The following is a 26,619-nucleotide window of genomic DNA, read 5'->3' as shown; positions in this document are numbered from 1 at the left end:
ACTCTTAAACCGCTTTCAGCATTTTCCCGCAACATCTCCGGGTTTTTAACCTTTATTCCTATAAAACAAAAGAGTGGGAAGGCCCACTCTTCAAAATTCACTCTAAGATTACGAAAAACTATAAAAAGGATAGCACTTTTGTCATGAAAAATACAAGGAGAATATAATAAGCGAATGCAACGGGTTAAAGATTGCCCCTAAAGTAAATATTACAGGGATGCCCCCCGGTCTTTCAAATATATAAAGTAAAAAATCAGTATTTGGGCGTGCCTTCCGGGACTGGCGCTGGTTCTTTATGCTCTGTTTGGGAATTATCATCGCTGGCGGGTTGAGACTTCTCGTCTTTCTTACAGCCTGCTGCAAATAACAAGCATGTAAGCACTATTGAAAAGATCAGGATTGCAGTCTTTTTCATTAAGACACCCCTCTGTGCTCTAAATATTTTATGTTAAGAGTGCTTGCTGCCTTCAATTGAAGGCAGCAAACATGTCAGTAACAATGGTCGGGGCGACCCGATTTGAACGGGCGACCACTCGCACCCCAAGCGAGTGCGCTACCAGGCTGCGCTACGCCCCGAAGCTCTACTTTAATATACTAACTATCTCCTTTAACTTTTTTCTGATCTCCTGGATCGTCTGGATAGAGACAGAGCTCTTCTTGGCCGGAGTTTCTCCGAAGATCTTTCTGACGCCTGCGATCGTATACTTTTCTTTATAAAGAAGGTTCTTTATCTGAAGAATAATCTCAAGGTCCTTCCGCGTATAAATCCTCTGACCTGTCTTATTCTTGCGCGGCTTAAGAAAAGGGAATTCAGTTTCCCAGTATCTCAAAACGTAAGACTCTAACTCTGTTATCTCGCTGATTTCGCCAATTTTATAAAAGAGCCTATCAGAACTTACCTTCTTCTCTGGTGAAGTTCCCATAGAGGATTATACCTTCTCAACAAGATCTTTAAACTGAAGACTGGGCTTAAAAGTCACCACCCTTCTCTGCTCTATCTCAAGCTCAGTTCCTGTCTTCGGGTTTCTCCCCCTGCGGGAGCCTTTCTTTCTGACAAGGAATGTCCCGAATCCGGTTATCTTTATTGATTCCCCGTCAGCGAGGATACTTTTCATTGATTCAAAAAGAGTCTCTACTATCGCAGCCGCTTCTTTTTTTGGAAGACCGATCTTTTCGTAAAGCCTGTCAGCTAAATCCGCCTTTGTCATAACAACCCCCTGTTAATTTTTAAAAATTATAAGAGGACATATCCTCGTTGTCAATATAATCTGCTTCAAGAAAATTATATGTAATTTGCGCAATATATGCAAATTATATTTTTAAATTAGCGATATACATGGGAAAGAACAGTTAAGGGTTTTGTCAGAGAACCAGCCACGGCTGGGGAAGGAAAAGACGCTCGTATGTCAGCAGCGCAAACCTGTCGGTCATTCCCGCAATAAAATCGCATACCATCCTTTCCCTGTTGTCGATCGATTCCTTAGGGAATTCTTTGAAGACCTCATCGGAATGCTCCATGTAATAATTGTAAAGGTCGAGGAGGATTTTTCTCGCCTTCTTAAATTCTTTCTTTGAGAGATCGCGCTCATAAACGTTTTTATAAAGAAAATCTTTCATCGCGTATGTGGTTGCCTTCATTTCTTCACCCATGGAAACTTCTTTCAGTCCAGTTGAAATAGAATAATTAATTACGTCCCTCACCATCGCGCCGATCCTCTTTGCGTGGGTCTCCCCGATCTTGAGAAATTCGGGCGGCAGTTCGGAACGCTTAAGGACCCCGGCCCTCAACGAGTCATCAAGGTCATGATTGATGTACGCGATCGCGTCCGAGGCCCTTACTATCTGTCCTTCGAGGGTCTCGCTCCTGTTGCGGGAAGAAAATATCTCCCCTTTCCCTTTTGAATGCTTTACAATTCCGTCCCTCACCTCATGGGTCAAGTTAAGTCCCTGCCCGTTTCTCTCAAGCACATCGACAACCCTGAGGCTCTGTTCGTAGTGTTTAAACCCCCCTGGATAGATCTCGCGTAAAACATCCTCTCCCGCATGGCCGAAAGGGGTGTGGCCCAGATCGTGTCCGAGCGCGATGGCCTCTGTAAGGTCTTCATTGAGCCTGAGCGCCCGCGCAATGGTCCTTGCTATCTGCGAGACCTCAAGGGTGTGCGTCAGCCGCGTCCTGTAATGATCGCCTTTAGGGGCAAGGAAGACCTGTGTCTTGTGCTTTAATCTCCTGAACGCCTTTGAATGGATAATCCTGTCCCTGTCACGCTGAAAACAGGTGCGGATGTCGTCTTCCTTCTCCTTCTTCTGCCTGCCCTTGCTCTGCGAACTCAGGCACGCGTTGGGATGAAGGATCTGTTTTTCTATAGCCTCTGTCTGTTCACGAATAGTCATGATTCTTTCTTATATTTGTAGGGGCAGGTTTCAAACCTGCCCTGCGACAAACAAATAAAAATTATTTTCTCGCGCTTATCAATACCGAATCATCAACAGATTTCCCTGAAATGTTTTTCAAACCCGTCTTCAGGAACCAGCCCTTCATCTCATCGGGTGAATAGCACCTGCCGCCGTCTGTGTTGACAAGCATGTTTACCGAAAACAAAGCGCCCGGCGCAGGATGTGTCAGGTCTTTTGATATGCGGAACTCCTGGATGACGATCCTGCCGTTTTTGTTTAATGCTCTTTTGCATTTCCTAAGAAGACTGATATTTTCCTTCACGGAATTTGAATGAAGTATCTGGCTGGCGAATATCAGGTCGTAGCCTTTGCCGATTGCATCATGATTGAAATCGCCCAGGAGAAAATTGATATTAGACAGGGGGAGGAACAAGGAGATGACCTTCTTTGCAATCGCAACTGTTTCCGGTCTGTCAAAGAGTGTTACCGCGACGCCCTTTTGCGCCATTGCGATTGAATAAGTGCCGGGGCCGCCTCCAAGATCAAGAGCGGTTTTCACACCTTTAAGGCCTATCGCATTGATGACATTCCCCGCCTTCAATGACGCGAGGTCGTTCATTCCAAGGATAAAGGCCTCATGGTCATGTTCCTTGCGATAGGGCTTGCCGGTCTTTAAACTCTCATCAAGTCCTGACCAGTTCTGCCATAATGTCTCAGCATGGTTGATGATGTTGCCCTGATAATGCGGGCTGCCGGAGACAAGGAGACTTGAAGAGAGGATTGTGTTTTGATATTTGTCATTTTGTTTTTTCAGAAGTCCAAGCCCTGTCAGCGCATCAAGCAAAATTCCAGTTGCCCTCAGATCCGTCTTTAGTTTTTTTGCTATTGTCTTTGTTGATTGGGGTTTCGTCAGAAGATCAAACACCCTGTAGTTGTTGGCTGTAAGGAGCACCCTCGCCTGCCTGAATGCCCCCCATATCTTTCGTAATTCAATTGACTGTTCAAGAATGTCCGGCATAGCGTACTTTCAATCCTTTCTAAAAAATGGACGAGGAACCGCCTCGCCCCATATCGGGCAGGTTTAAAACCTGCCCCTACAAATTCTTCTCCTGACTACCGACTACTGACTACTAATCTTCTTACAGTCCCATCTTCTTTAACGCGTCTTCTCCGGCGTTCTTCATTTGCGGGGCTTCTTCAGGGAGGTAAAGCATGACACCGCCTTTGACCGGCCTGACTACTATCTTCCCTTCAGAGGCAAGCTGGTTGGTGACCTTAATCGGGTCTTCACCGTCAAAGTATTTTTTGAACGCGGTGTTGAAGCCTGAATACACAGTGTGTATCCCTTTGTAGCCTTCCTTCCTCAGGCTCACAATCGCCTTTTTGATAAACTCCTCGTGACTCAATTTTTCCGCCATAATGCCCTCCTTTTGGGTTTAAGTGTTTTCTTCTGTTGTTTCGTTTTCATTATCTGCTTCATCAAATAAATACAGTTTGGATTCCTGCACAGGCAACTCATGAACGCTTTTCAGTTTACTCTGGATCTGCCTTGTCCTTGTCCCGACAAGGTTATGTATTTCTTCGCTCGCCTGGTTTATCTTTTCCTGGGCCTTTCTTAACACGCCTCCGAATTTGTCGAATTCGGTTTTGACAGCCCCCAATATCTTCCACACTTCGCTTGAACGCTTCTCAATAGCAAGGGTCCTGAATCCCATCTGCAGGCTGTTTAAAAAAGCAGACAACGTCGTCGGCCCTGCGATCATTATTTTATAATCTCTCTGTAAAACTTCAAGCAGCGCCGGCCTCCGCACTACTTCGGCGTAAAGCCCCTCAACCGGTAAAAACATTATTCCGAAATCTGTCGTATTCGGCGGATCAATATATTTATCTCTTATGTCTTTGGCAAATTTCTTGATATTGCCTTCAAGGAGTTTCCCGGCTTCTTCAATCGCTGCCGGGTTCCCATGTTCATAAGCATCAACCAATGTTTCATAGTTCTCCCTTGGAAATTTGGAATCCAGGGGCAGATAGACCACATCTCCTGAATCGTCTTTTCCGGGAAGCCTGACCGCGAATTCCACATTGTCCCTGCTGCCCTTTTTAGTGGCCACGTTCTGGGCATACTGGTCAGGAGTCAATATCTGCTCCAGGATATTGCCCAGCATGATCTCACCGATTATTCCGCGCGTCTTAACATTCGATAAGACCTTTTTAAGGTCGCCGACGCCGACAGCCAGGTTCTGCATTTCTCCCAATCCCTTATGCACCAGCTCCAGCCTTTCGCTGACTATCTTAAAGGATTGACTGAGCCTTTCTTCAAGGGTCTTGTGAAGCTTCTCGTCAACTGTGGCCCTCATCTTTTCAAGCTTCTCGCTGTTGTCATCCTGAATTATTTTCAGCCTCGCTTCGATGGTTTCTCTCATCTTGTCTAATTTCATTTCGGTAGACTGAATGAGTTCAGTTTGTTTATTTGACAGGTCGTTGAATTTTTGTTTCTGAAGCTCATTGAATTCCTTCACGCTTGCGCTGAACTTCTCTTCAAAGGACTTTAAAGATTTAGTCATCTCGTCCCTGTTGTCCCTGGCATTACAGGTCCCCTGTTCTTGCAGCAGGCTTAATTTTTCCTCAACCGTTTGAGTCATCCTGCCAAGTTTGTCTTCATTTGAGGCGGTCAAGGCGGTCAACTGATTTGAAAAGATATCGAGCTGGTCTTTCTGCAAGTTGGCAATATTCGTCATGTTGTTGGTTATTTCTTCCCGCAACTGTTTTGAATTGCTGGCTGTTTCATCCCTGTTCTTGGCTATCTCTTCCTTTAACGCCCTTTCCGTCCTCTCCTGGTTCTTTTCAAAAGACGAGAGTTGGGCTTCAATTTGCAGTAATTTTGTGTTCGGATTCCGCGTCAATAAACCAATTAACAGGACAATCGCGATCACAACCAATACAACTACGATTAACATCAATGTAGTCACTTAATCATCTCCGGTGTTATCATCCACTCCACTGTCCATTTGCCGTCTTCAAACCCTTTCAAGCATACAACGCCGCCCATCTTGAAGTCTATTAAATTTTTCTCTTTATCTCCGCATAGAAGTAACGAAGAAAGCCTGCCCAAATGCGGGAGGTGTCCGACTACGGCCATGTCCTCTTTCATCTCGCCAAGCCAGGAAAGCCAAACCTCCGGGTCATCCATCGGCTCCAGTCCCTCTGCCTTCGTTAGTTCCTTGTCGAATTTCAGGTGCTCAGCCAAAATCTGAGCGGTCTGCAGGGCCCTCATCTTCCCGCTGTGGCATATCTTTTTCACTGTGATATCCAGCGATGCTGCAAAGGCCGCAACCTTCTTGATACCTGCAATGCCTTTTTCGGAAAGACTGCGCGAAGCGTCTTCCTCCTTGATTAAAGCCTCCGCATGTTGCACAAGATAAAGCAGCATACACTTCCTCCTTCGTTTAGCTTAAAGCCAATAGCTATCAGCTTTAAGCTTTTAAGCTCTCAGTTTTCGATAATCCTGATTTTTCACGCACACCTTTTTCCAGTCACACTCTAAACAATATTCGCTAAACCATTGAGGAAATAATCCGGGGACCGCTTCCCTTATCTCCTGCCATTTAATTTTTGCACCCGGCCTCACTTTGAGATACATCAAAGCCTTCTCGTCCATCTCTTTTATTTCGTTGTCCGCTTGCGCGTCATACTCGCATTTATCACCTTTGAGATAAGGACATTTTGCGCAAACCTCATCCGCTCCTTCGCAAACCTCGACATCTTCCTTCTGTGTTCTGCTTAAGACGTCTTTGAGATTTTCAACAAAGGCGGCGTCATAACCTTCTCCGTTAAAGAAGTGAAGACAGATCAGATGGTGTCCCCTGAGTTTTAACATTTGCTCTTTATTCCTTTAACCCGCTTTGCATGGGCGGGTTTCAAACCCGCCCTTACATCAGAACCAAAAAACATCTTCACGTCCTCAATGTCGTGAACAACATCCATCTCCGGCAGGGAAGATATAATGTTCCTGCCGTATGAGCTCCTGACAAGCCGTCCGTCAAGAATGGCAACCACGCCGCGCTCGTCAGAGCTTCTTATGAGACGCCCGAAACCCTGCCGCAATTGAAGTATGGCTGACGGAAGCGTGAGGTCATTGAACCAGCGGGAACCCAGCCTCTTGCACCTTTCATCGTACACAGGGTCTCCCGGAGAGCCAAAAGGCATTTTAACAATCACTACGAGGCTCAGGTCTTCGCCCTTGATATCGATCCCCTGCCAGAATGTAGCGGTCGCAAGGAGGACTGAATCAGGAGTGGCTTTGAACCAATCGATCAATCTCGCAGGCGGCATGTCGCCCTGGGACTTGAATGGATACTCTGTTTTTATATTTTCAGACACAAACCGCAGGTGGCTGTATGAAGTAAATAGCACCAGCGCCCTGCCCTTTGACGCATTGATAAGCCCCTCGATTACCCTGAGACTCTCCGTCTGAAAAAGCTGACTGTTCTCCCTGTCAGGAGTCGGCAGTTTCTTATCAAGGTAAAGGAGCGCCTGCGTCTTGTAATCAAAAGGCGACCCGATCACCATCTCTTTGAAGTCTACATCTGAACTGTCATGCCGAACTTGTTTCGGCATCTCTTCTTTAGACCCTGAATCAACCCGTGAAACAAGTTCAGGGCAAGGTCCAGGGTGACAAACTATTCCGAGCCTCTCTTTGATATAGTTGAATTCTCCCGCTGTCGTCAGGGTGGCGGATGTCATTGCCACGCTTTCATAACCGTTCAGCATGTCGCAAAACGGCTTCTTCGACTCGACAAGATTGCTCTTCAGCTCCAGCGTTTTTTTATTGACCGTCATGTAATAAACCTTGCCTTCATCCTCCCGCGCGATAAAATCATCTATCGTGATTTCAAGAGACCTCACATATAGCATTGTCGTTTCCGCCCGGTCCCTCAGCTCCTCGCTCTCAGCCGAGTCCTTGTAGAGATTCAACCTGTGAAGCACCTTATCAAGCGCAAGCTGCTCTTTCAGCTTTTTCAATCCTTCGACAACCGCGTCAGGAATTTTTTCATTCCCCTTTGAAAAAGACGCAGCACTCTTTACTTTCCCCCTTAGTAAGGGGGGATTCAGGGGGGTGTTAAAAAATGAATCCACCTGCTGAAAAAGCTGGTCAACCGCTATCTTCAATCCTCTCAGACGATAGAGGAGCCATATCACATGCGAATAATTCAGGACACTGCCGAAGACGTGCGAGACAACGTTTTCTATCTGGTGCGCCTCGTCAATGATCAACTGTTTATGAAAGGGAAGCATGTTGAATCCCGACAGGAGATCGTACATAAGAAGGTGATGATTGACTACGATGATGTCCTTCCTGAACAAGTCCCTGAAATGCGCGTAATAAAAACACTCACTGTAAAAAGGGCATTGCGTGACTCCGCAGTCGTTTGAATCGCCGCAGACCCTCGACCAGAAATCAGGGATGAATGAAAGCTCATCCTTGTCGCCCGTCTCAGTCTCAGCCGCCCACTCCCGGAACCTGATGAATGATTCAGTCATCTCAGAAAATTCCCTCTCGCGTTTCAGGCAGAGGTAATTGTTCTTGCCCTTGAGCATGGCAAAGGAAAACCTCTGCGGCATTGCCCTCTGAAGAAAGGACAGGTCCTTGTTTATGAGCTGGTCCTGAAGCGCGATTGAAGCTGTAGAGACAATCGTCTTTTCATTCGACAATATCGCCGGAATGAGATAAGCAAAAGATTTCCCGACCCCAGTTCCGGCCTCCACAAGCAGCCTCTTATTGTTCTGAAGACAGGAATACACCGCCTCCGCCATCTCCCTCTGCTGCGGCCGGTCCTCGTAGTGCGGGAATTCTTTCTTTAGGATTTTAAAAGCGTTCTTTAATGCGTCCAATTATATCTCCATCTATTCAACTGTCATTCCGGCTTCCGTTCTCCGCAGCACTGCGAAGGATGAATGTCCGGAATCTTTCCGTCATTCCCGTGAAAACGGGAATCCAGAGTTTCACTTCCTTCATCCTCTGATTGACTCTCTGTTAATGAAATTTTAATTCCATTGCACGTATTTAAAAAATTCTGTTGTTCATTATCTATACCTTTTGCTGTTGTTACAAATTTCCCTTTCGCTCGTCTTATCTGATATTTTTCAAGTTGTTCTTGTACCTTTTCATATGGAATCGGAGACCAAGGCTTAACAAAACATGCCATATGCGTTCTTTTTAAAGAATTCTCAAAATGAGGTCCGGGTTGATTAAAAAGCCTATCATTTAGTCCTTCACTGGTCTCCTCAAGAGTAATACATATCGGTTCTTCTGTGAAAACTATGTCTTCATCATTATTCGATAAAACAATTTCTGTTGATTCCACAAATCGTTCTAAAAGCCACTTTACTCTTGGTTGAGCTTTTTTAGCATTTGGCTCCATTAATAAGATTAAGATCGAATCGTTAGCTTGTCGAAGAATATATTGAATGTTACGGTAGACACTTGATGCATATTTAGTGTCGATTTCATTCAATACATTGTAGATGAGTACAATATCGGTGGAGATCAAAGCATCATGATATTCTGCAAATTTTTTCACACAATCGTTTTGTGTAATATCTGCGTTAATATGATTTTGTTTTATATTTATTTTGGGAAATTTGTCGTTCAATAATTTTCCAAAAACTATATTACGGGTTGGACCCCATTCATCTATTTTTTCAATAAGGTTTAATTGTAATCGTCTCAAGTCTTGTCTTTCCTCGTTATAAAACAAACAAAGACCGTAAATTTCAATTGATGCTCCAGCACCAATTGATGTAATAGTAAGATTGCCAGATTTTGGTTTAGGAATATAGTCTCTATTGTATTCTCTTATTTTTTTTAAATGCCAATATGGAAGATAAGCATGTCGTTGACCAAATGCGGCAAGATATCCTGCCCTATATTTAGGCTGCCGAAAGTTGATGCTTGATGGATATTTTTCTTTAAACCGATATACTCTTCTAATATTGGTAATTGCTGCTCTTGTTTTTTCAAGCAATTTTTTGTCAATTCTGTCAGCATACCGATTCCATGCACTGATTAATATTGGTTCAAATTCTTCAGTAAATGATGTTGTACGAGGTTTTGCCATTGCTCTTTTTTCTACCTTTCCTTCCTCACCCCTTTAAACGTTCCCTTATCCGCCTTTTGGTCAATGAATCTTCCGGTATCGGTATCTCTCTTCACCCATCGGTCATTGTGAGGATTGTGAACCTGTGAACGGTCTCTTATTGCGCCTTGTCTGTGATTGTCTCCATATGGTTTGTTCGTTGCCATAAAACCTCCTTTTTGAATCATTAAAAAATCTCACCCTAACCCTCTCCCGCAAGGGGCAAGGGAATTAAAACCTGACATGCAAACAAAGACGGCTGATTTCCTTCTTTGTCTTTTACATCAGCAAACTGTTCACGAAAGGTAATCCATTTGTCTTCATTAACATTAACTAACATTGTCTTGTCTAATGACTCAATCCGCGCAGCGATTTCTTCATAAGTCATGTCACAAGCAACCTGATTGATATCGAGTCTCATTAAGACATCTTTTGTATACGGTCGTTTGGCATCCAGGAAAGTTATTGAAGCAAGCAGTTCCTGAACATGTGCGCTGTTCAAAACAGCCCAAACAAAAACAGCTTCTGTGATGTTGTCAAAGCCCAGATGATAGCATGTATCATCCAGCATAAGAGGCTTGCCGTTCACAGGCAATATCAGCGAAAATGATGAGCGTTTATAAAGACCGGAGATCGCAACTTTATATGGTTTAAAAGAATACTCTCCCACTCCAAATATTGAAAACAGCGGCTTGTTTTTATAAATGCTTGATTTCCTCTGGTCAAATAAATGTTTGTTCTGTAGCAAGTATTGATAAAGCTTCGGGGACTTATATTCTATAGCCGCTGTGCTTTCGCCGATCATTCGCTGCGTTACGATTACATATTTCCTGAGCTGCGTTATTACCGGGGAATTCAAATCCGAGCTTTTAATCAATCCGTATATCAGTTCATCTTCGATATCCGCTTCCTGTCCTAAGCCGTTGCGATATTTATTATTTTGCAGCGCGTCAAGCTCCATGATCTTTGAGCAGTCGTGTTTTATCCCCTGCCTCCATATGTATCGAGAAACGCCGTCATATTTTTTATACGCTCCGTAAGAATTCATATCGGAAACGAATTTGTCCCTGACCCACCCGAATGTATTTTCAACAACATTTGGAGAGGCAAGCATTGAGACCTTGCACAAAAAAGCGGATTGGTTATCATCCCTGCCAAAGCTGCATTTGAATAACGAGGCCTCTACAGCTGCGTCAAAGTGTTCTTTGGCATTAATTCTCAGGGCAGATGAATTGTGAATGTTGTAGTGCATCTTCGGCAAATCGTAGATCAGGTTTTTAATCACAGCATTCTTTGTCAGCATCGCCATATGTCCGTTATACTTTGAAAACAACTTGATCATCATCAGGATGATGTATTCACAGATATCGAAATTCCCCTTGCCGGTGATAGCGTCAAGTCCATTGAGCGCTTTGAAATTGCTTTTGCCGGGAAGATTGTGCGCATCCAGGCTTCCCAATTCGGAATTAGTCACCCACGGCGGATTGCCTAATATCAAAACATTATGCCTGCCGATGGATTTTTCAAGCGTGCCAAAATCAAATTGAAAAACATTATTGTGGTAGAGAAATATCTTTGGCTTGTTCTGTTTCCGGTTGTTTATAAAATATTCAAGGATGCTGAATTTAGTCTGCCAATAGTATGGCTCGTGGATTTCGACCCCGTAGATTTCTTTTACTTCGCCAAAAAACTTGACGGCTGAAAGCAGGAACGAGCCTTTGCCGAAAGTGGGTTCAATTATTACATCCGGCGATATATTTTCCATAGCCAGATGCGAACATATTGAGTCTGCCAATTCAAGCGGTGTCTGAAAATCTCCATATTCACGTCTATCAGTCTCCTCAGAAACTGCAAAGCACGGCTTAAGGAGTTCCATCGTTGTAAGAAAGTCCACTTGATTTCTGAAAAACATATCAATGCCTGAAATATCGACTAATAATTTATTAGCAATATTAAAATCCGATATATCGCCCAACCTTGCTTTAAGGTATTGGACCGTTTCAGGATGTAGATGTCTTATCGCCGACTGCATCTTTATCAACTCCCTGCTTTGCTGACTATTTTAACTATCCCCTGAACATTCTCATTTAAATCTACGACCCTTCCGTACTGTAACCGCCACTGTAGCGCGTTTGATATAGTCAAGTACCCTTGCTCAGGCGGGTTAGCTAATATTTCCTGTGCCAATTTATTCATGGTAATTTCATCAGCCGGCAAATTACGGTCTGTCAGATACGCAGTTATATCTTCTGCATTAGCATCATTCTCAAGCATTTGGCGGATAGTGCGTGTTAGTTGATAATCAGCAGTGCGGTTTTTATGGATAAACGAGCAGCTTACAAAGTTTAATCTTGCTACTTTCTTTTTCGGGTCATCATTCTTCTCATAAACAAATATTAGTAGATTGTAGCCGAGTCCATATATCTTTTGCCTTGCATTTTTGAAGGGGCATGATGATTGAGGCTGTTTAAAAGAGGTGACTTTAATGTCTGTATTTATATCTTCAGAAGGCATGTCAATGCCGTTTGCGGAAGAACCAACCGGATATTTATATTTCAATAAAAGATAATTGTGAAACTTGTGCTCTATAAAAGTGCCTACAGCCTTGCCGTCAGTTATCCCGAATAAATCGCGGTTACCAAATGTTGATTCAACCTCGCAAAACGCTTTTGCTTCTTTAATCAAAATATCAATCGTCAGTTTAAGTTTCATTTAAATATTTCCTTTCCCCTCACAGCCTCTCATACACCCACACCCTTGCGCCGTTTTTGATCTCGTCGACCTTTCTGACCAGTCTTTTCTTGTGGAGGTTCAGCAGGCGAGTGCCGCTTGTGTTGGCCTCGATATTTTTCATTTCGGAGAGTTCCTTTGCGGTCAGCTTCCCCTTTTTTCGGATCGCGTCGAGTGTGTCCTGGAGGTAATTGTGGAGGTTTCCAAGCAGGACCCTTTCCCCGTCTCTCATTTCAGCCGCCACAGCCAGGTCCTTCCTCTCAAGGGCGACTTCAATATTCTCCTTCTGGTTGTCGCTGAGACCGGTGAGGAGGACATATTTATCGCCGTATTCGTTACCGAGCAAACGTGTGATGAGCTTTGCGATTATTTCATCCGCGCAGGAGTAATCAATTATCCCGATCTTCGAGAAATCGAGGGCGATGACCTCGCCGTCTTTTTCATTTTCGATGTCCCGCTCGATCCTCCGGCGTATGGCCTGCCCCGATGTCCTCGTGACAAGGTCGGATGAGCCGTTCTTGAGTTCTTCTTTCAGGAGCTTGTAAATGTTGTAGGTCTGCATACTTTTTCTAACCGTAATACCAGGCGAAGCAAATGGCAGAATAAGGACTGCGGATATTTCCGCCGGGCGCTTTATAAAGAACAATGCCCGGTTTTTTCACATCTCCCGCTTCTCAATAATTCCGCTACAAACTGTGATCGCGTCTCACCGTTGTTTTTCAGATTATGTTCCCTGCAATATTCCAATAGTTCATTTATATCTATTTCCACAGTAACGGGCTCGATCCCCTCCATCCTTATATTTTCAATCAGCCTCTGGATCCCCTTCATCCACTCGTCGTACACTTTTACCATCGCGTCGATGTCATCGGCGCTTTCAAGCAAAAGGGGCCATTGCTCCTTCCGGTAAAACCCTATGCCGATGAGCTTGTCCATTCAATCAACTTTCCCGCAACATCTATCCGGCCTCTATGTCCTCTTCAATATCGAGATGCAGTTTATGCAAAAACCGGTGATATACCGGCGCGAAAAGCACTGCCACAAATGTAAGGAACGATATGCCGCTGAACAGCGCGTAAAGAGCGGCGAACAATTTTCCGCTGTCAGTGTTCAGGTGATCAACGGGCCCCATCCCGGTCAATATCATTGACGCGTTCAGGAAGGAATCCATCCACGCAAGCCCGCCCCAGACATGATAACCAGCCATACCCAGGCCGATCGAGAAGGCCAGCACTATCATCGAAAACCCGGCATACATTATCTGTCTGCGGATAAATTCCGCCCGGCTGATTAACGGTTTTTTATGATGTTCAAACATAAAAAGTCCACCTCTGCTGATTATGGTTGAGTATTCCTACGTATAAAACCCCTCCCACTCGCCTTTTAACTCTTCATAGGCCTCGCAACTGAGGATCTGTTCGCAATCCGGGCAGAAGCCGTCGCAGCAGCTGTGGTCCACGTAATTGATCCCGTGTTCGGACATAATCTTCTGAAGCTGCTGGGGGTCGATGGAACATCTTTCTTCATATTTACTGTAAATACCCCTGACGTAGGCGCTCAACACTTTGTTGCTCAGTTCATTCATTACTTATGTCCTCCATTGGGATGATTCAATTGAATCAATTGAATCATAACGGCAATGATTTGTCAAGCAAAAAATGGTCTTGCACAATACACTCTCTCCTTGAATTCTTTACATGTTTCTGTTAAGTTTAGCCTGTCGTTACACTTTGCCGGGAGGATTGCACACTTATGTCAAAATCATACGTCTCCATAAATTCTGTTCTCTGCTCTTTACTCTTCGCGCTGTTTCTTGCCTCGTGCGCTACCATGACGAACCCTGAAGACATGAAGGAGGCAGAGGGGCACAACAAGCTCGGATATGTTTATTTAAGCAACGGCCAGCTTAATGAAGCGTTTATAGAATTCCAGAAGGCGCTCAAGCTGGACCCGAAAAACAAGGAAACTTATAACTATCTCGGATACATAAGCTCGCGCTTTAATAAATATGATGAAGCAGTTGACTACTACAAACAAGCGATATCTCTGGATCCTAATTATTCCGATGCCATGAACAATCTCGGGCTGGTATATCTGGACATGGGCAACTGGGATGAGGCAGTCAAAAGCTTCAAGGCCGCATTGACCAATCCCGTATATCTCACGCCTGAAAAGGCGTATGCAAGCATGGGGTACGCGTATTACAAAAAAGGCGACTATGACAGCGCCGCTAAAGTCCTCAGGGAGGCGCTCATCAGAAACCCGGTCTTCCCGGTGGCAAACTTTAACCTCGGTCTTGTCTATGTGAAACTCGGGGATGACCGTTCCGCTATTGATGAATTCTCAAAGGCGATAGGCATCATGCCTGATTATATGGACGCCCACTGGGAACTTGCCAGATCATTTCTCAGGTCAGGGGAAAGAGGCAGGGCGCTGGAGCATTTCAGGATAGTGGCGGAGAAGGACAAAGATATCAAAAGAAGCAGGGAAGCCTTGGAGTATGTCGAGCTCCTGAAATAGTTTCCCGGACCCGCTTCTCACTTCATCAAAGCAAATAAATATTTTACAGTCCGCAATAATGGGTCCCGCAAACATTTCATGAATGAAGACGGCGATGTTTTCATTCATAAAGATTAATTTTTTTATTAGTCGAAATGTATTGACAAACATTTATGCCTTTGGTATCTTTCATCATTGATGTTTTTTTGAACATCAATTTTTTTATGAAAGGAGGAATACATGACTAAAGCTGAACTGATTGATTCGGTTGCAAACGGGGCCGGGATATCAAAGGCCGCCGCTGCAAAGGCGCTTGATTCCCTGATTGACGGAGTTACAAAAACGCTTAAGAAAGGCGGGAAAGTGACCCTCGTCGGATTTGGGACCTTCTCTGTTTCAAAAAGAAAAGCCAGGAAAGGCCGCAATCCGAGAACAGGAGCGGAAATAAAAATACCTGCTGCAAAAGTCCCAAGATTTTCTGCCGGAAAAGCTCTCAAACAAGCAATAAAATAATTACTTCAAAGCACAAGGAGTTCCAGTCAACAGCGGAACTCCTTGTTTGCATTTTTGGTTAGTTTCAATATTCGTCATGCCCGAAATTTTTAATCGGGCATCCAGAAAATATGTCTTCAATTAAAATTCTCTGTGTCCTCTGTGGTTCTTCTGAATTAAGCGAAGGTCAGATGCAGTCTCTGGATGGATGTCGCCATTCCTGTCCTTGAATTGATCTCCAATGCAACGCAGGAAAGCACTGATTCGCCCTTTGCGGTTTCAAAACGGACAGGTATTTGCGTGAGGAACTTCTGTATTATCTGTTCCTTCTTCACTCCGATGACGGAGTCCGCGGGTCCCGTCATTCCAACGTCCGTGATGAACGCTGTGCCTTTTGGCAGGATCTTCTCATCCGCAGTTTGAACGTGAGTATGAGTGCCGATAACGGCGCTTACCTCTCCGTCAAGGAAATGGCCCATCGCGGATTTTTCCGATGTTGCTTCCGCGTGGAAATCAACGATGATGACTTTGGCCTGTTTTTTAATCTCGGACAGCTCTCTCCGCGCTACCTGAAAAGGGCAATCAAGCTGGTTCATAAAGACCCTGCCGGAAAGATTTAAAACTGCGATCTTCTCACCGGCAGCGGTGTTCATGATTATGCTTCCGAATCCCGGAACGTCTGATGGATAATTGGCGGGCCTCAGCAGCCGGTTTTCCTTTGTAATATATGAGAGCGCGTCTTTCTTGTCCCATATATGGTTCCCGGAAGTAAGCACGTGAACGCCTAGGGCGAGTATCTCTTCCCCGGTCTCCTGAGTTATTCCGAAACCGCCGGCTGCATTCTCCCCATTTGCAATAACAAAGTCTATCTTTAGTTTATTGATAAGGTCGGGAAGCCCCTCCTTGACGGCGTTCCTTCCCGGCTTTCCGACAATGTCTCCGATGAATAATATTTTCATAATAATTAGCAGGCGCAAAGGCACAAAGATGCAAAGGCACAAAGAGCAAACAAATCCGGGCCGTTGTGCCTTTGTCCCATTATTCTTATTTATTTCGCGTATTCCACGAATCTTGATTCCCTGATCACCGTGACCTTGATCTGTCCAGGATAAGTAAGCTCGCCTTCAATCTTCTTGGCCAGGGTCCTTGATATCTGAGCGCACAGTTCATCGTTCACCTCTTCAGGTTTCACGATGATCCGCACTTCCCTTCCTGCCTGTATCGCATAGGACCTGTTTACGCCTTCAACTGAAGTCGCTATCTCTTCAAGCTTCTCAACACGTTTTATATAATCCGTCAGAGTTTCTTTTCTCGCCCCGGGTCTCGCAGCGGAAAGGGCATCTGCAGCAGCAACAAGTGAGGCCTCTACAGTTGCAGGGTCGCCTTCCCCGTGATGAACGGCAATGGCGTTAACAACCTTGGCGTTCTCTCCGTACTTTCTCGCCAGATCAGCGCCAATTCCCTGATGCGTGCCTTCAACTTCACTGTCCACGGCCTTTCCTATGTCATGGAGTATCCCGGCCCTTTTTGCAAGTTTTGAATCCACCTTGAGCTCTCCGGCCATCATGCTTGCAAGGGACGCAACCTCTCTGGAATGCTGAAGAACGTTCTGACCGTATGAGGTCCTGTATCTCAACCTTCCGATCAGCCTTACAAGTTCAGGATGAATGCCGTGAAGGCCCAGGTCAAAGATCGCCTTCTCGCCTTCTTCTTTTATTAACGCGTCAATCTCCTTCCTGACTTTCTCTACGATCTCTTCAATCCTTGTGGGATGTATCCTGCCGTCGGCGATGAGACGCTCAAGTGAGATCCTTCCGATCTCTCTTCTTACAGGGTCAAAACAGGACAGTAAAACCGTTTCGGGGGTATCGTCTACTATGAATTCAACTCCTGTTGCGGCTTCAAGCGTCCTGATGTTCCTGCCCTCTCTGCCGATTATCCTTCCCTTCATCTCGTCATTTGGAAGGCTGACAGTTGAGATAGTGTAGTCGGCGACGTACTCGTTCGCATACCGCTGAATGGCGATGCTCATGATCTCCTTGGACTTTCTGTCGGCGCACTCAATTGCTTCATCTTCAATGCGTTTTGCTATCTTTGCCGCCTCATATCTCGACTCTTCTTCGATCCTGTGCATAAGCTCATTTTTTGCGTCCTCAACTGAAAGGGTTGCAACCTGGGCCAGCACCTCGTTCTGTTTTTTCAAAAGGGCTTCAGCGTTCTGCTCTTTCTCCAGCAGCCCCTTTTCCCTGTTGTTGAACTCCCTTTCCTTCTTGCTGAAGAAGGTTTCCTTCCTGTCAAGCTGCTCTAATTTCCTGTCGAACATCTCTTCTCTCTGGCGGACCCTCTTTTCGAAAAGGTTAAGTTCCGAGCGCCTTTCTTTCAGCTCTTTTTCAGCCTCTGCCTTTAAACGGAGACCCGTATCAGCGGCCTCAAGCTGTGCCTCTTTTTTCAGGTTGGCGGCCTCTTTTTCAGCTTCATGCAAAAGTCTCTGCGCCCTTTCTTCCAACTCTTTTGACTTCTTGCTTGTGCTAATTTTGAAGTATATGAACGACAGCACAAAACCTACGATAAGACCTGCGGCAATAACCACGATGTTAATCATTATCTGCTCCTCCTTTTACTTAGTCTCTTCTTGAATATCTTCTCGTATCCCTGGTCTGACGGGAAAAAGAAATTTTTATTGTTGGTCATATATTGTTGGTCCACATGATGACCTTTATAATCATGCGGATATTTGTATCCTGTTCCTGCGCCGAGGCGTGACGCGCCTTTATAGTTTGCGCTTTTCAGGTATGACGGCACAGGCGAAAGTCTTTCTTCCCTGACATATGTCAGGGCGTTGTCTATCCCTTTGTAAGATGAATTGCTCTTTGGGGCCAGCGCGATATAGATCGCCGCCTGGGCCAACGGGATGCGTCCCTCAGGCATGCCGATCGACTCGACAGCCTGAAAAGCGGCGACCGCTATTTCAAGCGCCCTGGGGTCTGCATTGCCCACATCCTCCGACGCGCAGATTACGATCCTGCGGGCGATGTAAAGCGGGTCTTCCCCTGCCTCTATCATCTTTGCCAGCCAGTATAAAACCGCGTCTGGGTCACTGCCCCTCATACTTTTTATAAAAGCCGATATAGTGTCGTAATGCTCATCTTCGCTGTAGTATAACGTCTTATTCTGCAAAACCTCTTTTGCCAGCTTAATATCGAAAGAAGGGCGGTTTGTGCTTTTGATGATAAAGGCGCCCATCTCAAGTATGTTCAAGGCCCTTCTCGCATCGCCTTCACACATTGTTGCTATGAAATCCGCGGCATCCGGCTCCAGTTTTATCTCCAGCTCGCCAATCCCCTTTTCCCGGTCTTGCAGGGCGCGCTGTAACATGACTTTTATTTCCGCCTCTTTCAAAGGGAAAAACTGGAAGATCATGGACCTTGATGACAGCGCCGGGATTATTGAGAAAAAAGGGTTCTGAGTTGACGCCCCTATAAGTGTCACAATGCCGTTTTCCACATCGGGCAGTAAAGCGTCCTGCTGAACTTTATTAAACCTATGGATCTCGTCTATAAAAAGTATGGCCCTGTCCACGCCCCTCGCCTCTTTCAATGCCTCCTTAATGTCGGCGATCCCGGATGTAACAGCGTTGAGGGATATGAAATGAGCGTGGGTCTTTTTGGCAATGATATGTGCCAGCGCGGTCTTGCCGGTCCCGGGCGGACCATATAAGATCAGTGAAGATATCGAGTCCCTCTCGATGGCTTCCCTGAGGGGCTTCCCCTGTCCGAGTATATGCGCCTGGCCGACGAATTCGTCGAGACTTTGCGGCTGCATCCTCCATGCGAGTGGGGCCTTTTTTGCCGTTCTTAAAAGCTCCATTGTATGGGGAGTTCCTCCCCAACCTCCGTAATGCAGTGAGGGGAAAAAGACAGGACTTCGGACAGAAAGGCTTTGACTGGATTAAATTACAGGAGAATTCAAATCTATCTTATTATCAGCCCCGTTAAAATCATTCCGCTGATGTATCTTCAAAAGCAAAAGAAATCTAAAATAATTTTTACGAGGTCTTGAAATTTTAGCGATATCTTTATAATTATCCATACCAGAAACCCTGACTGTCAAAAGCTGTTAGCTGAATTTTCCACCGCAACTGCGAAATAAAGAGACCCACCTTGCCGTGTAGGAAAAAAACTTGAATCCCTGTTTACACAGGTGGGTACCTTGAAAGCAAGATCAGGCAAATCCCTATCCGGGCGCACAACACTTGCTTTACGCCGGTTCCCAAAAATATCTAAATGTCGGAACAAGTTTTTCTCCTTCTTCACAAACAAGGCAGGTGCATCTCCTTTTTACTTTTTATAACAGAAAAGTCACCAATTTATCAAGAAATATTTCATCAAATAAAACCTATTTGGATACAACACCGTAATTTACAAGAACATTCCTGAGTTTTTCTTTATTGTCACTGCTCATCGGACAGAGTGGCAGCCTGAACTCCTCCTGGATCTTGCCCATCATGCTCAGGGCTGTCTTTGCCGGGATAGGATTGGTTTCTATAAACATCGCCTGGTTTAAAGGCTCAAGCTTGAAGTGCAGCCTTCTTGCTTCATTAATATTGCCTGCCTCCCAGGCCGCTATCATCGCAGAGACATCTCGCGGGGCGACATTGGCTGAAACAGAGATGACCCCTTTTCCGCCAAGCGCCAGCATTGTGAAAGTTGTAAAGTCGTCGCCCGAAATTACGTCGAACCTGTCCCCGCAAAGCCTTATAATATCGCTCGCCTGTCTCATATCGCCTGTGGCTTCCTTAATACCAACAATGTTTTTCACCCCGGCAAGCCTTGCGACTGTCTGCGGAAGCATGTTCACCGCTGTGCGTCCGGGTACATTATAAAGAAGCATGGGAATATCGACTGCCTCAGCAACGGCTTTGTAATGCAGGTACAGGCCTTCCTGTGTGGGTTTATTGTAATACGGAGATACAAGTAGCGCGCCGTCAGCGCCCAGGTCTTTTGCCTTCTTCGTGATCATGATGGTTTCATCCGTTGCGTTTGCGCCTGTCCCTGCAATGACAGGTATCCGCTTATTGACGGCTTTTACGGTTATCTCAATGACCCTGTAATGTTCTTCATAATCGAGTGTGGCCGACTCACCTGTTGTCCCGCACGGCACAATGGCGTTGGTGCCTTCCTTAATGTGCCATTCAATCAGCTCGCCCAGAGCTTTTTCATCAACCTTTCCGTTTTTAAACGGCGTCACTATTGCAACTATCGAACCCTTAAACATATATCCTCCTCTATTTATCGTTAATCTTTTTGCCCGTCATTATTACAGGCTGTTAGATTTTTGGCAATCTTCCAGCCAAAATTAATAACACAAATTATAAGATTATTGCTCAGATTATACAATCGTTGCGGTTAAAGCCGCACAAATAAAATTTTATAAATATGCAAATTGACACCCGGCGAGTTTTTCTGATATTGTTCAATTAATGTTTGACCTCGGAGCACAGGAACTGATCGTGATCTTCATTGTGGCCTTTCTGGTCTTCGGCCCCAAGAGACTGCCGGAGCTTGGCAGGACGCTCGGCAAAGGGATAAGAGAGCTCAAAGCTGCTATAAACAATCTGAAGAATTCCATAGATGAGTCTGAATTGAACGTAGCAAAGGAAATAAAAGACATAAAAACCGATTTGGCAGACTCCATCTACAAATCGATTGAGCCTGAGATTAACAAAATAACCGAGGTGGTTGAAAATAAAAAACCCGGAAACCCGGCTGTAGATAACGCAGGCGCTGCACCTGTTGAGGAGAAAAAGGAAAAAACAGAACCAGGGAAAGATGGATAAAGCGCCGCTTACAGAACACCTTGTCGAATTAAGAAACAGGATCGTCATAACGCTGGCAACAGTAGGCATTGCCTTCGGGATTTGTTTTTACTACTCCGAATTTATCTTCGGGATGTTGACCGCGCCGATGCGCAGCACCATAGCTTTTTCATTGAAGGACCCCTATATCTCCTACATCCCTTCACAAAATCCGGACCTGAATCTTGTATTCCTCGCACCAGCGGAGGCCTTCTGGATGCACATGAAGATCGCTTTCATAAGCGCGTGCATAATCAGCTCGCCTGTTATTTTCTGGGAGATCTGGAAATTCATCGCCCCCGGGCTGCTGCCGAAAGAAAAAAAATACGCCATACCGTTTATCTTCACAACGACGTTTCTCTTTCTGATAGGCGCACTGTTTTGTTTTGGTATCATCCTGCCCTTTGCAATCGACTTCCTGCTTAATTACAAAACGCAGAATATCAAACCGATGATATCAGCGGAAAAATATATAGACTTCTGCCTGAAATTTATCCTGGCATTCGGGGCTGTTTTTGAAATGCCCGTTATTATAGTGTTCCTGACAAGGATGGGAATTGTGACAACGGATTTTCTTGCAAAGAACAGGAAGTATGCCGTGCTGATCGTATTTATCGTCGCCGGCATATTAACGCCTACGCCGGACGCATTCAACCAGATTCTCATGGCAGTGCCGATGCTGATATTGTATGAAGCCGGGTTATTGGCGTCAAAAATTCTTAACAGGAAGAAGAAATCCGCTGAAGAAGGCGCGTAGAGGGAAAGCGGTTAATTAATTCCTGCCTTCAGTCTCTTATACTTCGCCTCGCCTACGCACTCTTTTGCAAACGCGCACCAGTCAAGACACGTCGGGCCGATTGCGCGCAAGTTCATCTTCCCGCAGTGCTTGCACCTGGCCTCGGTCTCGTCACTCCATATTTCTATTTCCTTGCCGCAGTGACGACATTTTATGTCTTCAGGTTTCGGTTGCTTTATGTCGTTGCTTCCGGGACAGCCGTCTTTTAACATTTGCACCTCTTTTTGTTTTAATTTTATGACATAAAAAATTTAAAAGATATGACACAGGTCATAAAAATGCAATACATATTTTTATATTCACACTTCAAAGCACAGTGGTATAGCCTGTGCGGAAAAAAATATGATATGATTTTACAAAGGTTGGTCTAAGGTTCAAATGGAGGAACTTTGAATGAGTAAATTCCGTCCCGGCTTGTTATTCCTGTTATTGTTGTTTTTCTCCTCCACTTCATCAGCTCAGGTCAGCAGGCTGTCAAGCACCCGCGTCGAGGGAGTATCAACACCGCAGCCCCAAAGCAAAAATGCAGGGTCCATTGATGTTCACACCTGGCACGTCAGCAAATGCAGCATTTGCCACCTGGCCTCCAATCCCGATCTTGAGCCGGCAGCGCTTGTCATTCCCGATCAGTCGCGTCTCTGCGAATCCTGTCATAAAGACACCGTTACCATACTCCCCTCTCACAGGCTTCAAAGCGACATTGTAAAAATGGCAAACCATCCGATTAAATTCTCACCTCTGAATTTTGACCGGAAAAAAATAAATCACAATATTGTTCGTGAAGGAAAGTTTTTTTATGTCTCAGGGGATAAGGGGAAAGTTCCCCTCTTCGGTGAAACCCCTGAGACCGCGGTTGCTGAATGCGCAACATGCCACGACCCGCACGGGAAATCGAAGCTGCCGAAATTAGCGCGTGTAGATAACTCGAAAAATGCGATCTGCCTGGCTTGTCATTTGAACTATTGACCGGATTTAAAGCTTGGTTATCTTTACTTTCTCAATCTTCTTGCCGTCCATCTCAAGAATAAGGAACCTGAGGCCGTGATACCGGAGCTGCTCGCCGATCTTAGGCAGACGCCCGAACAGGCCGAACAATAAACCGCCGATGGTATGATACTCCTGGCTGTCAAGCTCAATGCCGACAAGCTCGTTGATCTCATCTATGCCTGTCGACCCTGATACCACAAAGGTCCTCTCGTCAACTATCTCAACTTCCTTCTCCGCCTCTATGGCCTCAAATTCGTCCTGGAGCCCGCCCACGATCTCTTCCATGATGTCTTCGAGCGTTATCAGTCCTGCCGTGCCCCCGTGTTCATCAAGGACAATGGCGATCTGGAATTTGTTCTTCTGCATCTCGTCAAGGAGCGACGTGACCATTTTGCTTTCAGGTATATAATATGCGTCCCGGATAAAGCTCTTTATCGGGGAATTCGGGGAAACTTCCTCCCTGGACATTTTCCTTAAAATGTCTTTGACGTACAACACGCCGATAATGTTGTCCACGTTTTCCATGATAACGGGATAACGGGAATAGCCTTCATCCGATACAAGTGAAAGGACGTCAGCTACGATGGCGTCTTCAGGGACTGCCACTACCTCGGTCCTCGGGACCATGGCCTCGGTGACCTTTTTGTCTCCGAATGCAAAAACATTATGCAGCATCTCTTTTTCTTCTTTTTCAAGTGCCCCTTCCTCTTCACCGAGTTTTATCATTGACTTCATCTCTTCTTCCGTCAGGAACTGCGGGGCTGGTTTTATCTCGCCTCCGAACATGCGGATAATCCCGTTTGACATTTTGTTGAAGACCCACACAAAAGGCGAGATGAATTTTATGAATATCTCCATGGGCCTTGCAAGCGCGAGGGAGATCCCTTCTGCGTAGGTAACGGCAAAGGTTTTCGGCGTAAGCTCGCCGAAGACAACAGTCAGAACGGTCATTACAACGGTCGCTATAATTATGCCCTTATCTTCTCCCAGATAATCTATGGCCAATGCCGTGCCTATAGAGGTGGCGAGAACAGTGAATAAATTCCCTGAAAGAATTACGGCGCTGAAAAGGCGGTCATGCTGGTCGCGGATTTTCTGGACGATCGCGGCATTACTGCTTCCTTTTTCAATGAGATGACGCAGCCTGATCCTGTTGACGGAAATAAAAGCCACTTCCGAGCTGGACAGTAAGGCAATGAAAAGCAGACAAATTATTATAAGTATAAAACTGAGCGTCTCAGGGTCCATTTTTTATTTTGTGATTTTTGAGATGATAGCGTCGGCGACACCTGATGTCGTCGCAGCAGTCGGGTCGTCAGGGGCAGGTTTCATGTCATAAGTAACGTGTTTCCCCTCTTTTATTACTGAAGCAATGGCGCTGTCGAGTTTCTCCGCTGCAGCTGTTTCTCCAAGGTGTCTCAGCATCATTACTCCGCTGAGCATCATTGCAAGGGGATTTACCTTGTTGAGCCCCTTGTATTTCGGAGCGCTTCCGTGGGTCGCCTCGAAAACGGCATATTCACTGCCGAGGTTCGCGCCGGGAGCGAGCCCGAGCCCTCCGATCAGTCCAGCGGCGAGGTCTGAAATAATGTCGCCATAAAGGTTCGGCAGCACCAGCACATCGTAGAGTTCAGGTTTTTGCACAAGCTGCATACACATATTATCGATGATTTTGTCTTCAAATTCAATGTCAGGGTATTTTTTGGCAACCTCTCTTGAGACTTCAAGGAACAGTCCGTCTGAGTGTTTCATTATATTTGCCTTGTGCACCGAGGTCACTTTGCGCCTCTTGTTTTTCCTTGCGTACTCGAAAGCGAAACGGACAATGCGCTCAGTGCCGAAGACGGAGATCGGCTTTATGCTTATGCCTGAATCAGGGCGAATGTCCTTGCTGGAAAATTTTTTAACGAGGTCAATGATCGCCTTTGCGCCTTCGGAACCTTTCTGATACTCGATGCCTGCGTAAAGGTCTTCGGTGTTTTCTCTTACGATGACAAGGTCGATGTTTTCGTATCTGGTCCTTGCTCCCTGATATGATTTGCACGGCCTGAGGCAACTGTAAAGGTCCATAGCCTGCCTTAACGTGACATTCACGCTCCTGAATCCTGTTCCTACCGGCGTGGTTATCGGGCCTTTAAGCGCGACCTTGCTCCTCTTGATGGATTCAATGACCCTGTCCGGCAGCGGGTTCCCTTCCTGGTGATACACGTCCTCACCGGCATTCTGGATGTCCCATTCAAATGAAACACCCGTGGCTTCAAGTACCCTTCTTACAGCTTCTGTTATCTCCGGCCCTGTGCCGTCGCCGGGGATGAGAGTTATTCTATACATCTAACTAATTCCTCCTGTTAAATTTTTATTAAAATGCAAAGTGTCAGTGAGTAGTGTCAGCAAGAATGAACTGACACGACTCACTGACACTGACACTAATTTTAAAATTGCGGCGTGACCGTCAGTATCTTAACCGCTATCTCGGGATGTTCAGCAATGAACTTCAGTTCATCATCAGTGAGAGGCTTCTGTGTATGCAGGTTGGCGTACTGCACGAGTTCGAGGATACGTCTTGCCTCTTTGTCATTCTGGAAATGTATCCCAAGCTGATCATAAACATGCATGAAGCCCTTGAGCCCGCCGTATTCACCGGTTGTTATAATTCTGCCTGTCTGGGAAAGTTCGGGCTCTCCCCTGCCGACGTCCTCAGGATCATAAAGCTCATAGTTGCGCCTGTCCTTAAGGGCGCCGTCAGCGTGGATGCCTGATTCATGCGCAAAGGCGTTGGCCCCCACCCCGGCCTGGCTTATCGGGATCGGGATATTGAATGCATACGACGCATAGCGCGCTATCTTCCATGATTTCTTTGAGTCAACGTGCTCGTCAAGATGAAACTTCGCCGCGAAGCCGTGAGAATATTTCAGCGCAAGTATCGTGGAAACAAGGTCGCAGTTGCCCGCCCTTTCCCCGAAGCCGTTGATTGTCGTATTGATGTAAGCGTCAACTCCGCTTTCAACAGCGCCCTGCGCCCCGGCAACGGACACGGCCTCAGCCATTCCGAGGTCGTTGTGACAATGCATTTCAATGGGGAATTGCGTTGCCCCGGCAATCTTCTTTATCCTTTGATAGATTGTTATTGGGTCGTCCGCGCCGAGCGTATCGCAGTACCTGAAACGGTTTGCTCCGTTCTCCTTGGCCGCGAGTGACAACTCTATGAGTTTCTCTATATCAGTCCGCGAGGCGTCCTCCGCGTTTACCCCGACGGTCTCAGCTCCCATGGCTTTTGCCGACTTCAGGGCCTCTACAGTTGAATTCATAATGTCCTTCCAGGTCTTTCTACCCTGAAATTTCCCCTGGATCATTATGTCGGAGGTGGATATTGAAATATTCAAGTGCCTGATGTCGGGACAATTCCTGAAGGTCAGTTCAATGTCTTCCTTTACCGCCCTGCACCACCCCTCAAGATGCATCCTTTTAATAACGCCTTTTTTGGCAAGCTCAAGATTAGCGTTTATATAATTCATCTCGTGCTTCAAAGTGGGGAAACCGATTTCGCTCTGGAAAACCCCCATCTCTTCAAGATAAATATTAAGCATTGTCTTGGCGAGCTTGCTTAATAAAATACGCGAAGTCTGCACCCCGTCCCTGTTTGTAACGTCGATCAGGAATATATTTTTCATAGACGAATATTTAAACACACTTTACAATCATTTACAACTGCGAGGGGGAGGCAAGGCCAA

At 45.7% G+C, this 26,619-nt stretch carries 31 protein-coding genes, 1 tRNA gene and 1 other RNA gene; 5 read left to right on the top strand and 28 right to left on the bottom strand.

Annotated features, from left to right (window positions below):
- Window positions 1–253: 253 nt before the first annotated feature.
- From HZB61_09160 to HZB61_09070, 19 genes are all read right to left on the bottom strand, one after another.
- Window positions 254–415, bottom strand: coding sequence for a hypothetical protein (locus HZB61_09160; GenBank protein ID MBI5056768.1), 162 nt, complete (start codon window positions 413–415; stop codon window positions 254–256).
- An 84-nt stretch (window positions 416–499) separates the two neighbouring features.
- Window positions 500–576 (bottom strand) — tRNA-Pro (locus HZB61_09155).
- Between the two features lie 5 nt (window positions 577–581).
- Window positions 582–923 (bottom strand): MerR family transcriptional regulator, encoded by a 342-nt coding sequence (locus tag HZB61_09150; GenBank protein ID MBI5056767.1) that lies wholly within the window; start codon window positions 921–923, stop codon window positions 582–584.
- A 6-nt stretch (window positions 924–929) separates the two neighbouring features.
- Window positions 930–1,208 (bottom strand): integration host factor subunit alpha, encoded by a 279-nt coding sequence (locus tag HZB61_09145; GenBank protein MBI5056766.1) that lies wholly within the window; start codon window positions 1,206–1,208, stop codon window positions 930–932.
- A 154-nt stretch (window positions 1,209–1,362) separates the two neighbouring features.
- A complete protein-coding gene (locus HZB61_09140; protein ID MBI5056765.1) occupies window positions 1,363–2,391 on the bottom strand; it encodes a deoxyguanosinetriphosphate triphosphohydrolase in 1,029 nt (342 codons plus the stop codon).
- A 61-nt stretch (window positions 2,392–2,452) separates the two neighbouring features.
- Window positions 2,453–3,412, bottom strand: coding sequence for a methyltransferase domain-containing protein (locus HZB61_09135; protein ID MBI5056764.1), 960 nt, complete (start codon window positions 3,410–3,412; stop codon window positions 2,453–2,455).
- A gap of 121 nt (window positions 3,413–3,533) precedes the next feature.
- The gene (locus HZB61_09130; GenBank protein ID MBI5056763.1) at window positions 3,534–3,812 is read right to left on the bottom strand and encodes a hypothetical protein; all 279 of its coding nucleotides are present in this window, start codon (window positions 3,810–3,812) and stop codon (window positions 3,534–3,536) included.
- An 18-nt stretch (window positions 3,813–3,830) separates the two neighbouring features.
- A complete protein-coding gene (rmuC, locus tag HZB61_09125; GenBank protein MBI5056762.1) occupies window positions 3,831–5,351 on the bottom strand; it encodes a DNA recombination protein RmuC in 1,521 nt (506 codons plus the stop codon).
- Between the two features lie 8 nt (window positions 5,352–5,359).
- On the bottom strand, window positions 5,360–5,824 hold the full coding sequence (gene sixA, locus HZB61_09120; protein ID MBI5056761.1) for a phosphohistidine phosphatase SixA: 465 nt from the start codon (window positions 5,822–5,824) through the stop codon (window positions 5,360–5,362).
- Window positions 5,825–5,875: 51 nt separating this feature from the next.
- The gene (locus tag HZB61_09115; protein ID MBI5056760.1) at window positions 5,876–6,271 is read right to left on the bottom strand and encodes a DUF1284 domain-containing protein; all 396 of its coding nucleotides are present in this window, start codon (window positions 6,269–6,271) and stop codon (window positions 5,876–5,878) included.
- Complete coding sequence (locus HZB61_09110) at window positions 6,265–8,286, bottom strand: hypothetical protein (GenBank protein ID MBI5056759.1); 2,022 nt, start codon at window positions 8,284–8,286, stop codon at window positions 6,265–6,267. Before HZB61_09110 ends, HZB61_09115 begins: the two co-directional genes overlap by 7 nt.
- A gap of 23 nt (window positions 8,287–8,309) precedes the next feature.
- On the bottom strand, window positions 8,310–9,512 hold the full coding sequence (locus HZB61_09105; GenBank protein ID MBI5056758.1) for a hypothetical protein: 1,203 nt from the start codon (window positions 9,510–9,512) through the stop codon (window positions 8,310–8,312).
- A gap of 11 nt (window positions 9,513–9,523) precedes the next feature.
- Window positions 9,524–9,697 (bottom strand): hypothetical protein, encoded by a 174-nt coding sequence (locus HZB61_09100; protein MBI5056757.1) that lies wholly within the window; start codon window positions 9,695–9,697, stop codon window positions 9,524–9,526.
- 35 nt (window positions 9,698–9,732) lie between these two features.
- Window positions 9,733–11,562 carry an N-6 DNA methylase gene (locus HZB61_09095; GenBank protein ID MBI5056756.1) on the bottom strand — a complete coding sequence of 610 codons (1,830 nt, stop codon included), beginning with the start codon at window positions 11,560–11,562 and terminating at the stop codon, window positions 9,733–9,735.
- Between the two features lie 5 nt (window positions 11,563–11,567).
- The gene (locus HZB61_09090) at window positions 11,568–12,242 is read right to left on the bottom strand and encodes a restriction endonuclease (GenBank protein ID MBI5056755.1); all 675 of its coding nucleotides are present in this window, start codon (window positions 12,240–12,242) and stop codon (window positions 11,568–11,570) included.
- 19 nt (window positions 12,243–12,261) lie between these two features.
- Window positions 12,262–12,822: an STAS-like domain-containing protein gene (locus HZB61_09085; GenBank protein MBI5056754.1), complete on the bottom strand. Its 561-nt coding sequence runs from the start codon at window positions 12,820–12,822 to the stop codon at window positions 12,262–12,264.
- A 71-nt stretch (window positions 12,823–12,893) separates the two neighbouring features.
- Window positions 12,894–13,196, bottom strand: a complete 303-nt coding sequence (locus HZB61_09080; protein MBI5056753.1) for a hypothetical protein — start codon at window positions 13,194–13,196, stop codon at window positions 12,894–12,896.
- A gap of 22 nt (window positions 13,197–13,218) precedes the next feature.
- The gene (locus tag HZB61_09075; GenBank protein ID MBI5056752.1) at window positions 13,219–13,578 is read right to left on the bottom strand and encodes a hypothetical protein; all 360 of its coding nucleotides are present in this window, start codon (window positions 13,576–13,578) and stop codon (window positions 13,219–13,221) included.
- 36 nt (window positions 13,579–13,614) lie between these two features.
- The gene (locus tag HZB61_09070; GenBank protein ID MBI5056751.1) at window positions 13,615–13,845 is read right to left on the bottom strand and encodes a hypothetical protein; all 231 of its coding nucleotides are present in this window, start codon (window positions 13,843–13,845) and stop codon (window positions 13,615–13,617) included.
- 167 nt (window positions 13,846–14,012) lie between these two features.
- Between HZB61_09070 and HZB61_09065 the strand changes: the two genes are divergently transcribed.
- A complete protein-coding gene (locus HZB61_09065) occupies window positions 14,013–14,780 on the top strand; it encodes a tetratricopeptide repeat protein (GenBank protein ID MBI5056750.1) in 768 nt (255 codons plus the stop codon).
- Between the two features lie 219 nt (window positions 14,781–14,999).
- The gene (locus tag HZB61_09060; protein MBI5056749.1) at window positions 15,000–15,272 is read left to right on the top strand and encodes an HU family DNA-binding protein; all 273 of its coding nucleotides are present in this window, start codon (window positions 15,000–15,002) and stop codon (window positions 15,270–15,272) included.
- A gap of 155 nt (window positions 15,273–15,427) precedes the next feature.
- Here the strand turns inward: HZB61_09060 and HZB61_09055 are convergent, their stop codons facing one another.
- The 5 genes from HZB61_09055 to HZB61_09035 all read right to left on the bottom strand — a co-directional run bounded on the left by HZB61_09055 (window position 15,428) and on the right by HZB61_09035 (window position 20,525).
- A complete protein-coding gene (locus HZB61_09055; GenBank protein ID MBI5056748.1) occupies window positions 15,428–16,210 on the bottom strand; it encodes a TIGR00282 family metallophosphoesterase in 783 nt (260 codons plus the stop codon).
- Window positions 16,211–16,299: 89 nt separating this feature from the next.
- Complete coding sequence (rny, locus tag HZB61_09050) at window positions 16,300–17,853, bottom strand: ribonuclease Y (protein MBI5056747.1); 1,554 nt, start codon at window positions 17,851–17,853, stop codon at window positions 16,300–16,302.
- A complete protein-coding gene (locus tag HZB61_09045) occupies window positions 17,853–19,118 on the bottom strand; it encodes a replication-associated recombination protein A (GenBank protein ID MBI5056746.1) in 1,266 nt (421 codons plus the stop codon). Before HZB61_09045 ends, rny begins: the two co-directional genes overlap by 1 nt.
- A gap of 281 nt (window positions 19,119–19,399) precedes the next feature.
- Window positions 19,400–19,581, bottom strand: a non-coding RNA gene (gene ssrS / locus HZB61_09040) — 6S RNA.
- A gap of 65 nt (window positions 19,582–19,646) precedes the next feature.
- Window positions 19,647–20,525, bottom strand: coding sequence for a 4-hydroxy-tetrahydrodipicolinate synthase (locus tag HZB61_09035; protein ID MBI5056745.1), 879 nt, complete (start codon window positions 20,523–20,525; stop codon window positions 19,647–19,649).
- 205 nt (window positions 20,526–20,730) lie between these two features.
- Here HZB61_09035 and HZB61_09030 point away from each other — a divergent pair, with 205 nt between their 5' ends.
- Together HZB61_09030 and tatC are read left to right on the top strand one after the other, a co-directional pair.
- The gene (locus HZB61_09030) at window positions 20,731–21,087 is read left to right on the top strand and encodes a twin-arginine translocase TatA/TatE family subunit (protein MBI5056744.1); all 357 of its coding nucleotides are present in this window, start codon (window positions 20,731–20,733) and stop codon (window positions 21,085–21,087) included.
- Window positions 21,080–21,862: a twin-arginine translocase subunit TatC gene (gene tatC / locus HZB61_09025; protein MBI5056743.1), complete on the top strand. Its 783-nt coding sequence runs from the start codon at window positions 21,080–21,082 to the stop codon at window positions 21,860–21,862. The genes HZB61_09030 and tatC overlap by 8 nt, the downstream gene beginning before the upstream one ends.
- A gap of 11 nt (window positions 21,863–21,873) precedes the next feature.
- Here the strand turns inward: tatC and HZB61_09020 are convergent, their stop codons facing one another.
- A complete protein-coding gene (locus tag HZB61_09020) occupies window positions 21,874–22,113 on the bottom strand; it encodes a phosphohydrolase (GenBank protein MBI5056742.1) in 240 nt (79 codons plus the stop codon).
- Window positions 22,114–22,294: 181 nt separating this feature from the next.
- Between HZB61_09020 and HZB61_09015 the strand changes: the two genes are divergently transcribed.
- Window positions 22,295–22,867, top strand: a complete 573-nt coding sequence (locus HZB61_09015; GenBank protein MBI5056741.1) for a cytochrome c3 family protein — start codon at window positions 22,295–22,297, stop codon at window positions 22,865–22,867.
- A gap of 6 nt (window positions 22,868–22,873) precedes the next feature.
- On the opposite strand, the gene HZB61_09010 is transcribed toward HZB61_09015, so the two are convergent.
- The 3 genes from HZB61_09010 to HZB61_09000 all read right to left on the bottom strand — a co-directional run bounded on the left by HZB61_09010 (window position 22,874) and on the right by HZB61_09000 (window position 26,559).
- Window positions 22,874–24,136, bottom strand: a complete 1,263-nt coding sequence (locus tag HZB61_09010; GenBank protein MBI5056740.1) for an HlyC/CorC family transporter — start codon at window positions 24,134–24,136, stop codon at window positions 22,874–22,876.
- A 3-nt stretch (window positions 24,137–24,139) separates the two neighbouring features.
- A complete protein-coding gene (locus HZB61_09005; GenBank protein MBI5056739.1) occupies window positions 24,140–25,219 on the bottom strand; it encodes an isocitrate/isopropylmalate dehydrogenase family protein in 1,080 nt (359 codons plus the stop codon).
- A gap of 101 nt (window positions 25,220–25,320) precedes the next feature.
- Complete coding sequence (locus HZB61_09000) at window positions 25,321–26,559, bottom strand: homocitrate synthase (GenBank protein ID MBI5056738.1); 1,239 nt, start codon at window positions 26,557–26,559, stop codon at window positions 25,321–25,323.
- Window positions 26,560–26,619: the final 60 nt, after the last annotated feature.

The organism is Nitrospirota bacterium, assembly GCA_016214845.1.
Lineage (GTDB): Bacteria > Nitrospirota > Thermodesulfovibrionia > UBA6902 > UBA6902 > SURF-23.
This window is presented reverse-complemented; position numbering and strand designations above follow the sequence as displayed.

What these genes read in the sequence shown, in the direction of transcription:
- HZB61_09000 (MBI5056738.1), bottom strand. Translation starts at nt 26,559, where the DNA reads ATGAAAAATATATTCCTGATCGACGTTACAAACAGGGACGGGGTGCAG.
- HZB61_09135 (MBI5056764.1), bottom strand. Translation starts at nt 3,412, where the DNA reads ATGCCGGACATTCTTGAACAGTCAATTGAATTACGAAAGATATGGGGG.
- HZB61_09055 (MBI5056748.1), bottom strand. Translation starts at nt 16,210, where the DNA reads ATGAAAATATTATTCATCGGAGACATTGTCGGAAAGCCGGGAAGGAAC.
- HZB61_09160 (MBI5056768.1), bottom strand. Translation starts at nt 415, where the DNA reads ATGAAAAAGACTGCAATCCTGATCTTTTCAATAGTGCTTACATGCTTG.
- sixA (MBI5056761.1), bottom strand. Translation starts at nt 5,824, where the DNA reads ATGCTGCTTTATCTTGTGCAACATGCGGAGGCTTTAATCAAGGAGGAA.
- HZB61_09015 (MBI5056741.1), top strand. Translation starts at nt 22,295, where the DNA reads ATGAGTAAATTCCGTCCCGGCTTGTTATTCCTGTTATTGTTGTTTTTC.
- HZB61_09100 (MBI5056757.1), bottom strand. Translation starts at nt 9,697, where the DNA reads ATGGCAACGAACAAACCATATGGAGACAATCACAGACAAGGCGCAATA.
- HZB61_09075 (MBI5056752.1), bottom strand. Translation starts at nt 13,578, where the DNA reads ATGTTTGAACATCATAAAAAACCGTTAATCAGCCGGGCGGAATTTATC.
- HZB61_09035 (MBI5056745.1), bottom strand. Translation starts at nt 20,525, where the DNA reads ATGTTTAAGGGTTCGATAGTTGCAATAGTGACGCCGTTTAAAAACGGA.
- HZB61_09130 (MBI5056763.1), bottom strand. Translation starts at nt 3,812, where the DNA reads ATGGCGGAAAAATTGAGTCACGAGGAGTTTATCAAAAAGGCGATTGTG.
- HZB61_09030 (MBI5056744.1), top strand. Translation starts at nt 20,731, where the DNA reads ATGTTTGACCTCGGAGCACAGGAACTGATCGTGATCTTCATTGTGGCC.
- HZB61_09140 (MBI5056765.1), bottom strand. Translation starts at nt 2,391, where the DNA reads ATGACTATTCGTGAACAGACAGAGGCTATAGAAAAACAGATCCTTCAT.
- HZB61_09060 (MBI5056749.1), top strand. Translation starts at nt 15,000, where the DNA reads ATGACTAAAGCTGAACTGATTGATTCGGTTGCAAACGGGGCCGGGATA.
- HZB61_09065 (MBI5056750.1), top strand. Translation starts at nt 14,013, where the DNA reads ATGTCAAAATCATACGTCTCCATAAATTCTGTTCTCTGCTCTTTACTC.
- HZB61_09145 (MBI5056766.1), bottom strand. Translation starts at nt 1,208, where the DNA reads ATGACAAAGGCGGATTTAGCTGACAGGCTTTACGAAAAGATCGGTCTT.
- HZB61_09150 (MBI5056767.1), bottom strand. Translation starts at nt 923, where the DNA reads ATGGGAACTTCACCAGAGAAGAAGGTAAGTTCTGATAGGCTCTTTTAT.
- tatC (MBI5056743.1), top strand. Translation starts at nt 21,080, where the DNA reads ATGGATAAAGCGCCGCTTACAGAACACCTTGTCGAATTAAGAAACAGG.
- HZB61_09090 (MBI5056755.1), bottom strand. Translation starts at nt 12,242, where the DNA reads ATGAAACTTAAACTGACGATTGATATTTTGATTAAAGAAGCAAAAGCG.
- HZB61_09095 (MBI5056756.1), bottom strand. Translation starts at nt 11,562, where the DNA reads ATGCAGTCGGCGATAAGACATCTACATCCTGAAACGGTCCAATACCTT.
- rny (MBI5056747.1), bottom strand. Translation starts at nt 17,853, where the DNA reads ATGATTAACATCGTGGTTATTGCCGCAGGTCTTATCGTAGGTTTTGTG.
- HZB61_09010 (MBI5056740.1), bottom strand. Translation starts at nt 24,136, where the DNA reads ATGGACCCTGAGACGCTCAGTTTTATACTTATAATAATTTGTCTGCTT.
- HZB61_09045 (MBI5056746.1), bottom strand. Translation starts at nt 19,118, where the DNA reads ATGGAGCTTTTAAGAACGGCAAAAAAGGCCCCACTCGCATGGAGGATG.
- HZB61_09020 (MBI5056742.1), bottom strand. Translation starts at nt 22,113, where the DNA reads ATGTTAAAAGACGGCTGTCCCGGAAGCAACGACATAAAGCAACCGAAA.
- rmuC (MBI5056762.1), bottom strand. Translation starts at nt 5,351, where the DNA reads ATGTTAATCGTAGTTGTATTGGTTGTGATCGCGATTGTCCTGTTAATT.
- HZB61_09105 (MBI5056758.1), bottom strand. Translation starts at nt 9,512, where the DNA reads ATGGCAAAACCTCGTACAACATCATTTACTGAAGAATTTGAACCAATA.
- HZB61_09005 (MBI5056739.1), bottom strand. Translation starts at nt 25,219, where the DNA reads ATGTATAGAATAACTCTCATCCCCGGCGACGGCACAGGGCCGGAGATA.
- HZB61_09070 (MBI5056751.1), bottom strand. Translation starts at nt 13,845, where the DNA reads ATGAATGAACTGAGCAACAAAGTGTTGAGCGCCTACGTCAGGGGTATT.
- HZB61_09085 (MBI5056754.1), bottom strand. Translation starts at nt 12,822, where the DNA reads ATGCAGACCTACAACATTTACAAGCTCCTGAAAGAAGAACTCAAGAAC.
- HZB61_09080 (MBI5056753.1), bottom strand. Translation starts at nt 13,196, where the DNA reads ATGGACAAGCTCATCGGCATAGGGTTTTACCGGAAGGAGCAATGGCCC.
- HZB61_09115 (MBI5056760.1), bottom strand. Translation starts at nt 6,271, where the DNA reads ATGTTAAAACTCAGGGGACACCATCTGATCTGTCTTCACTTCTTTAAC.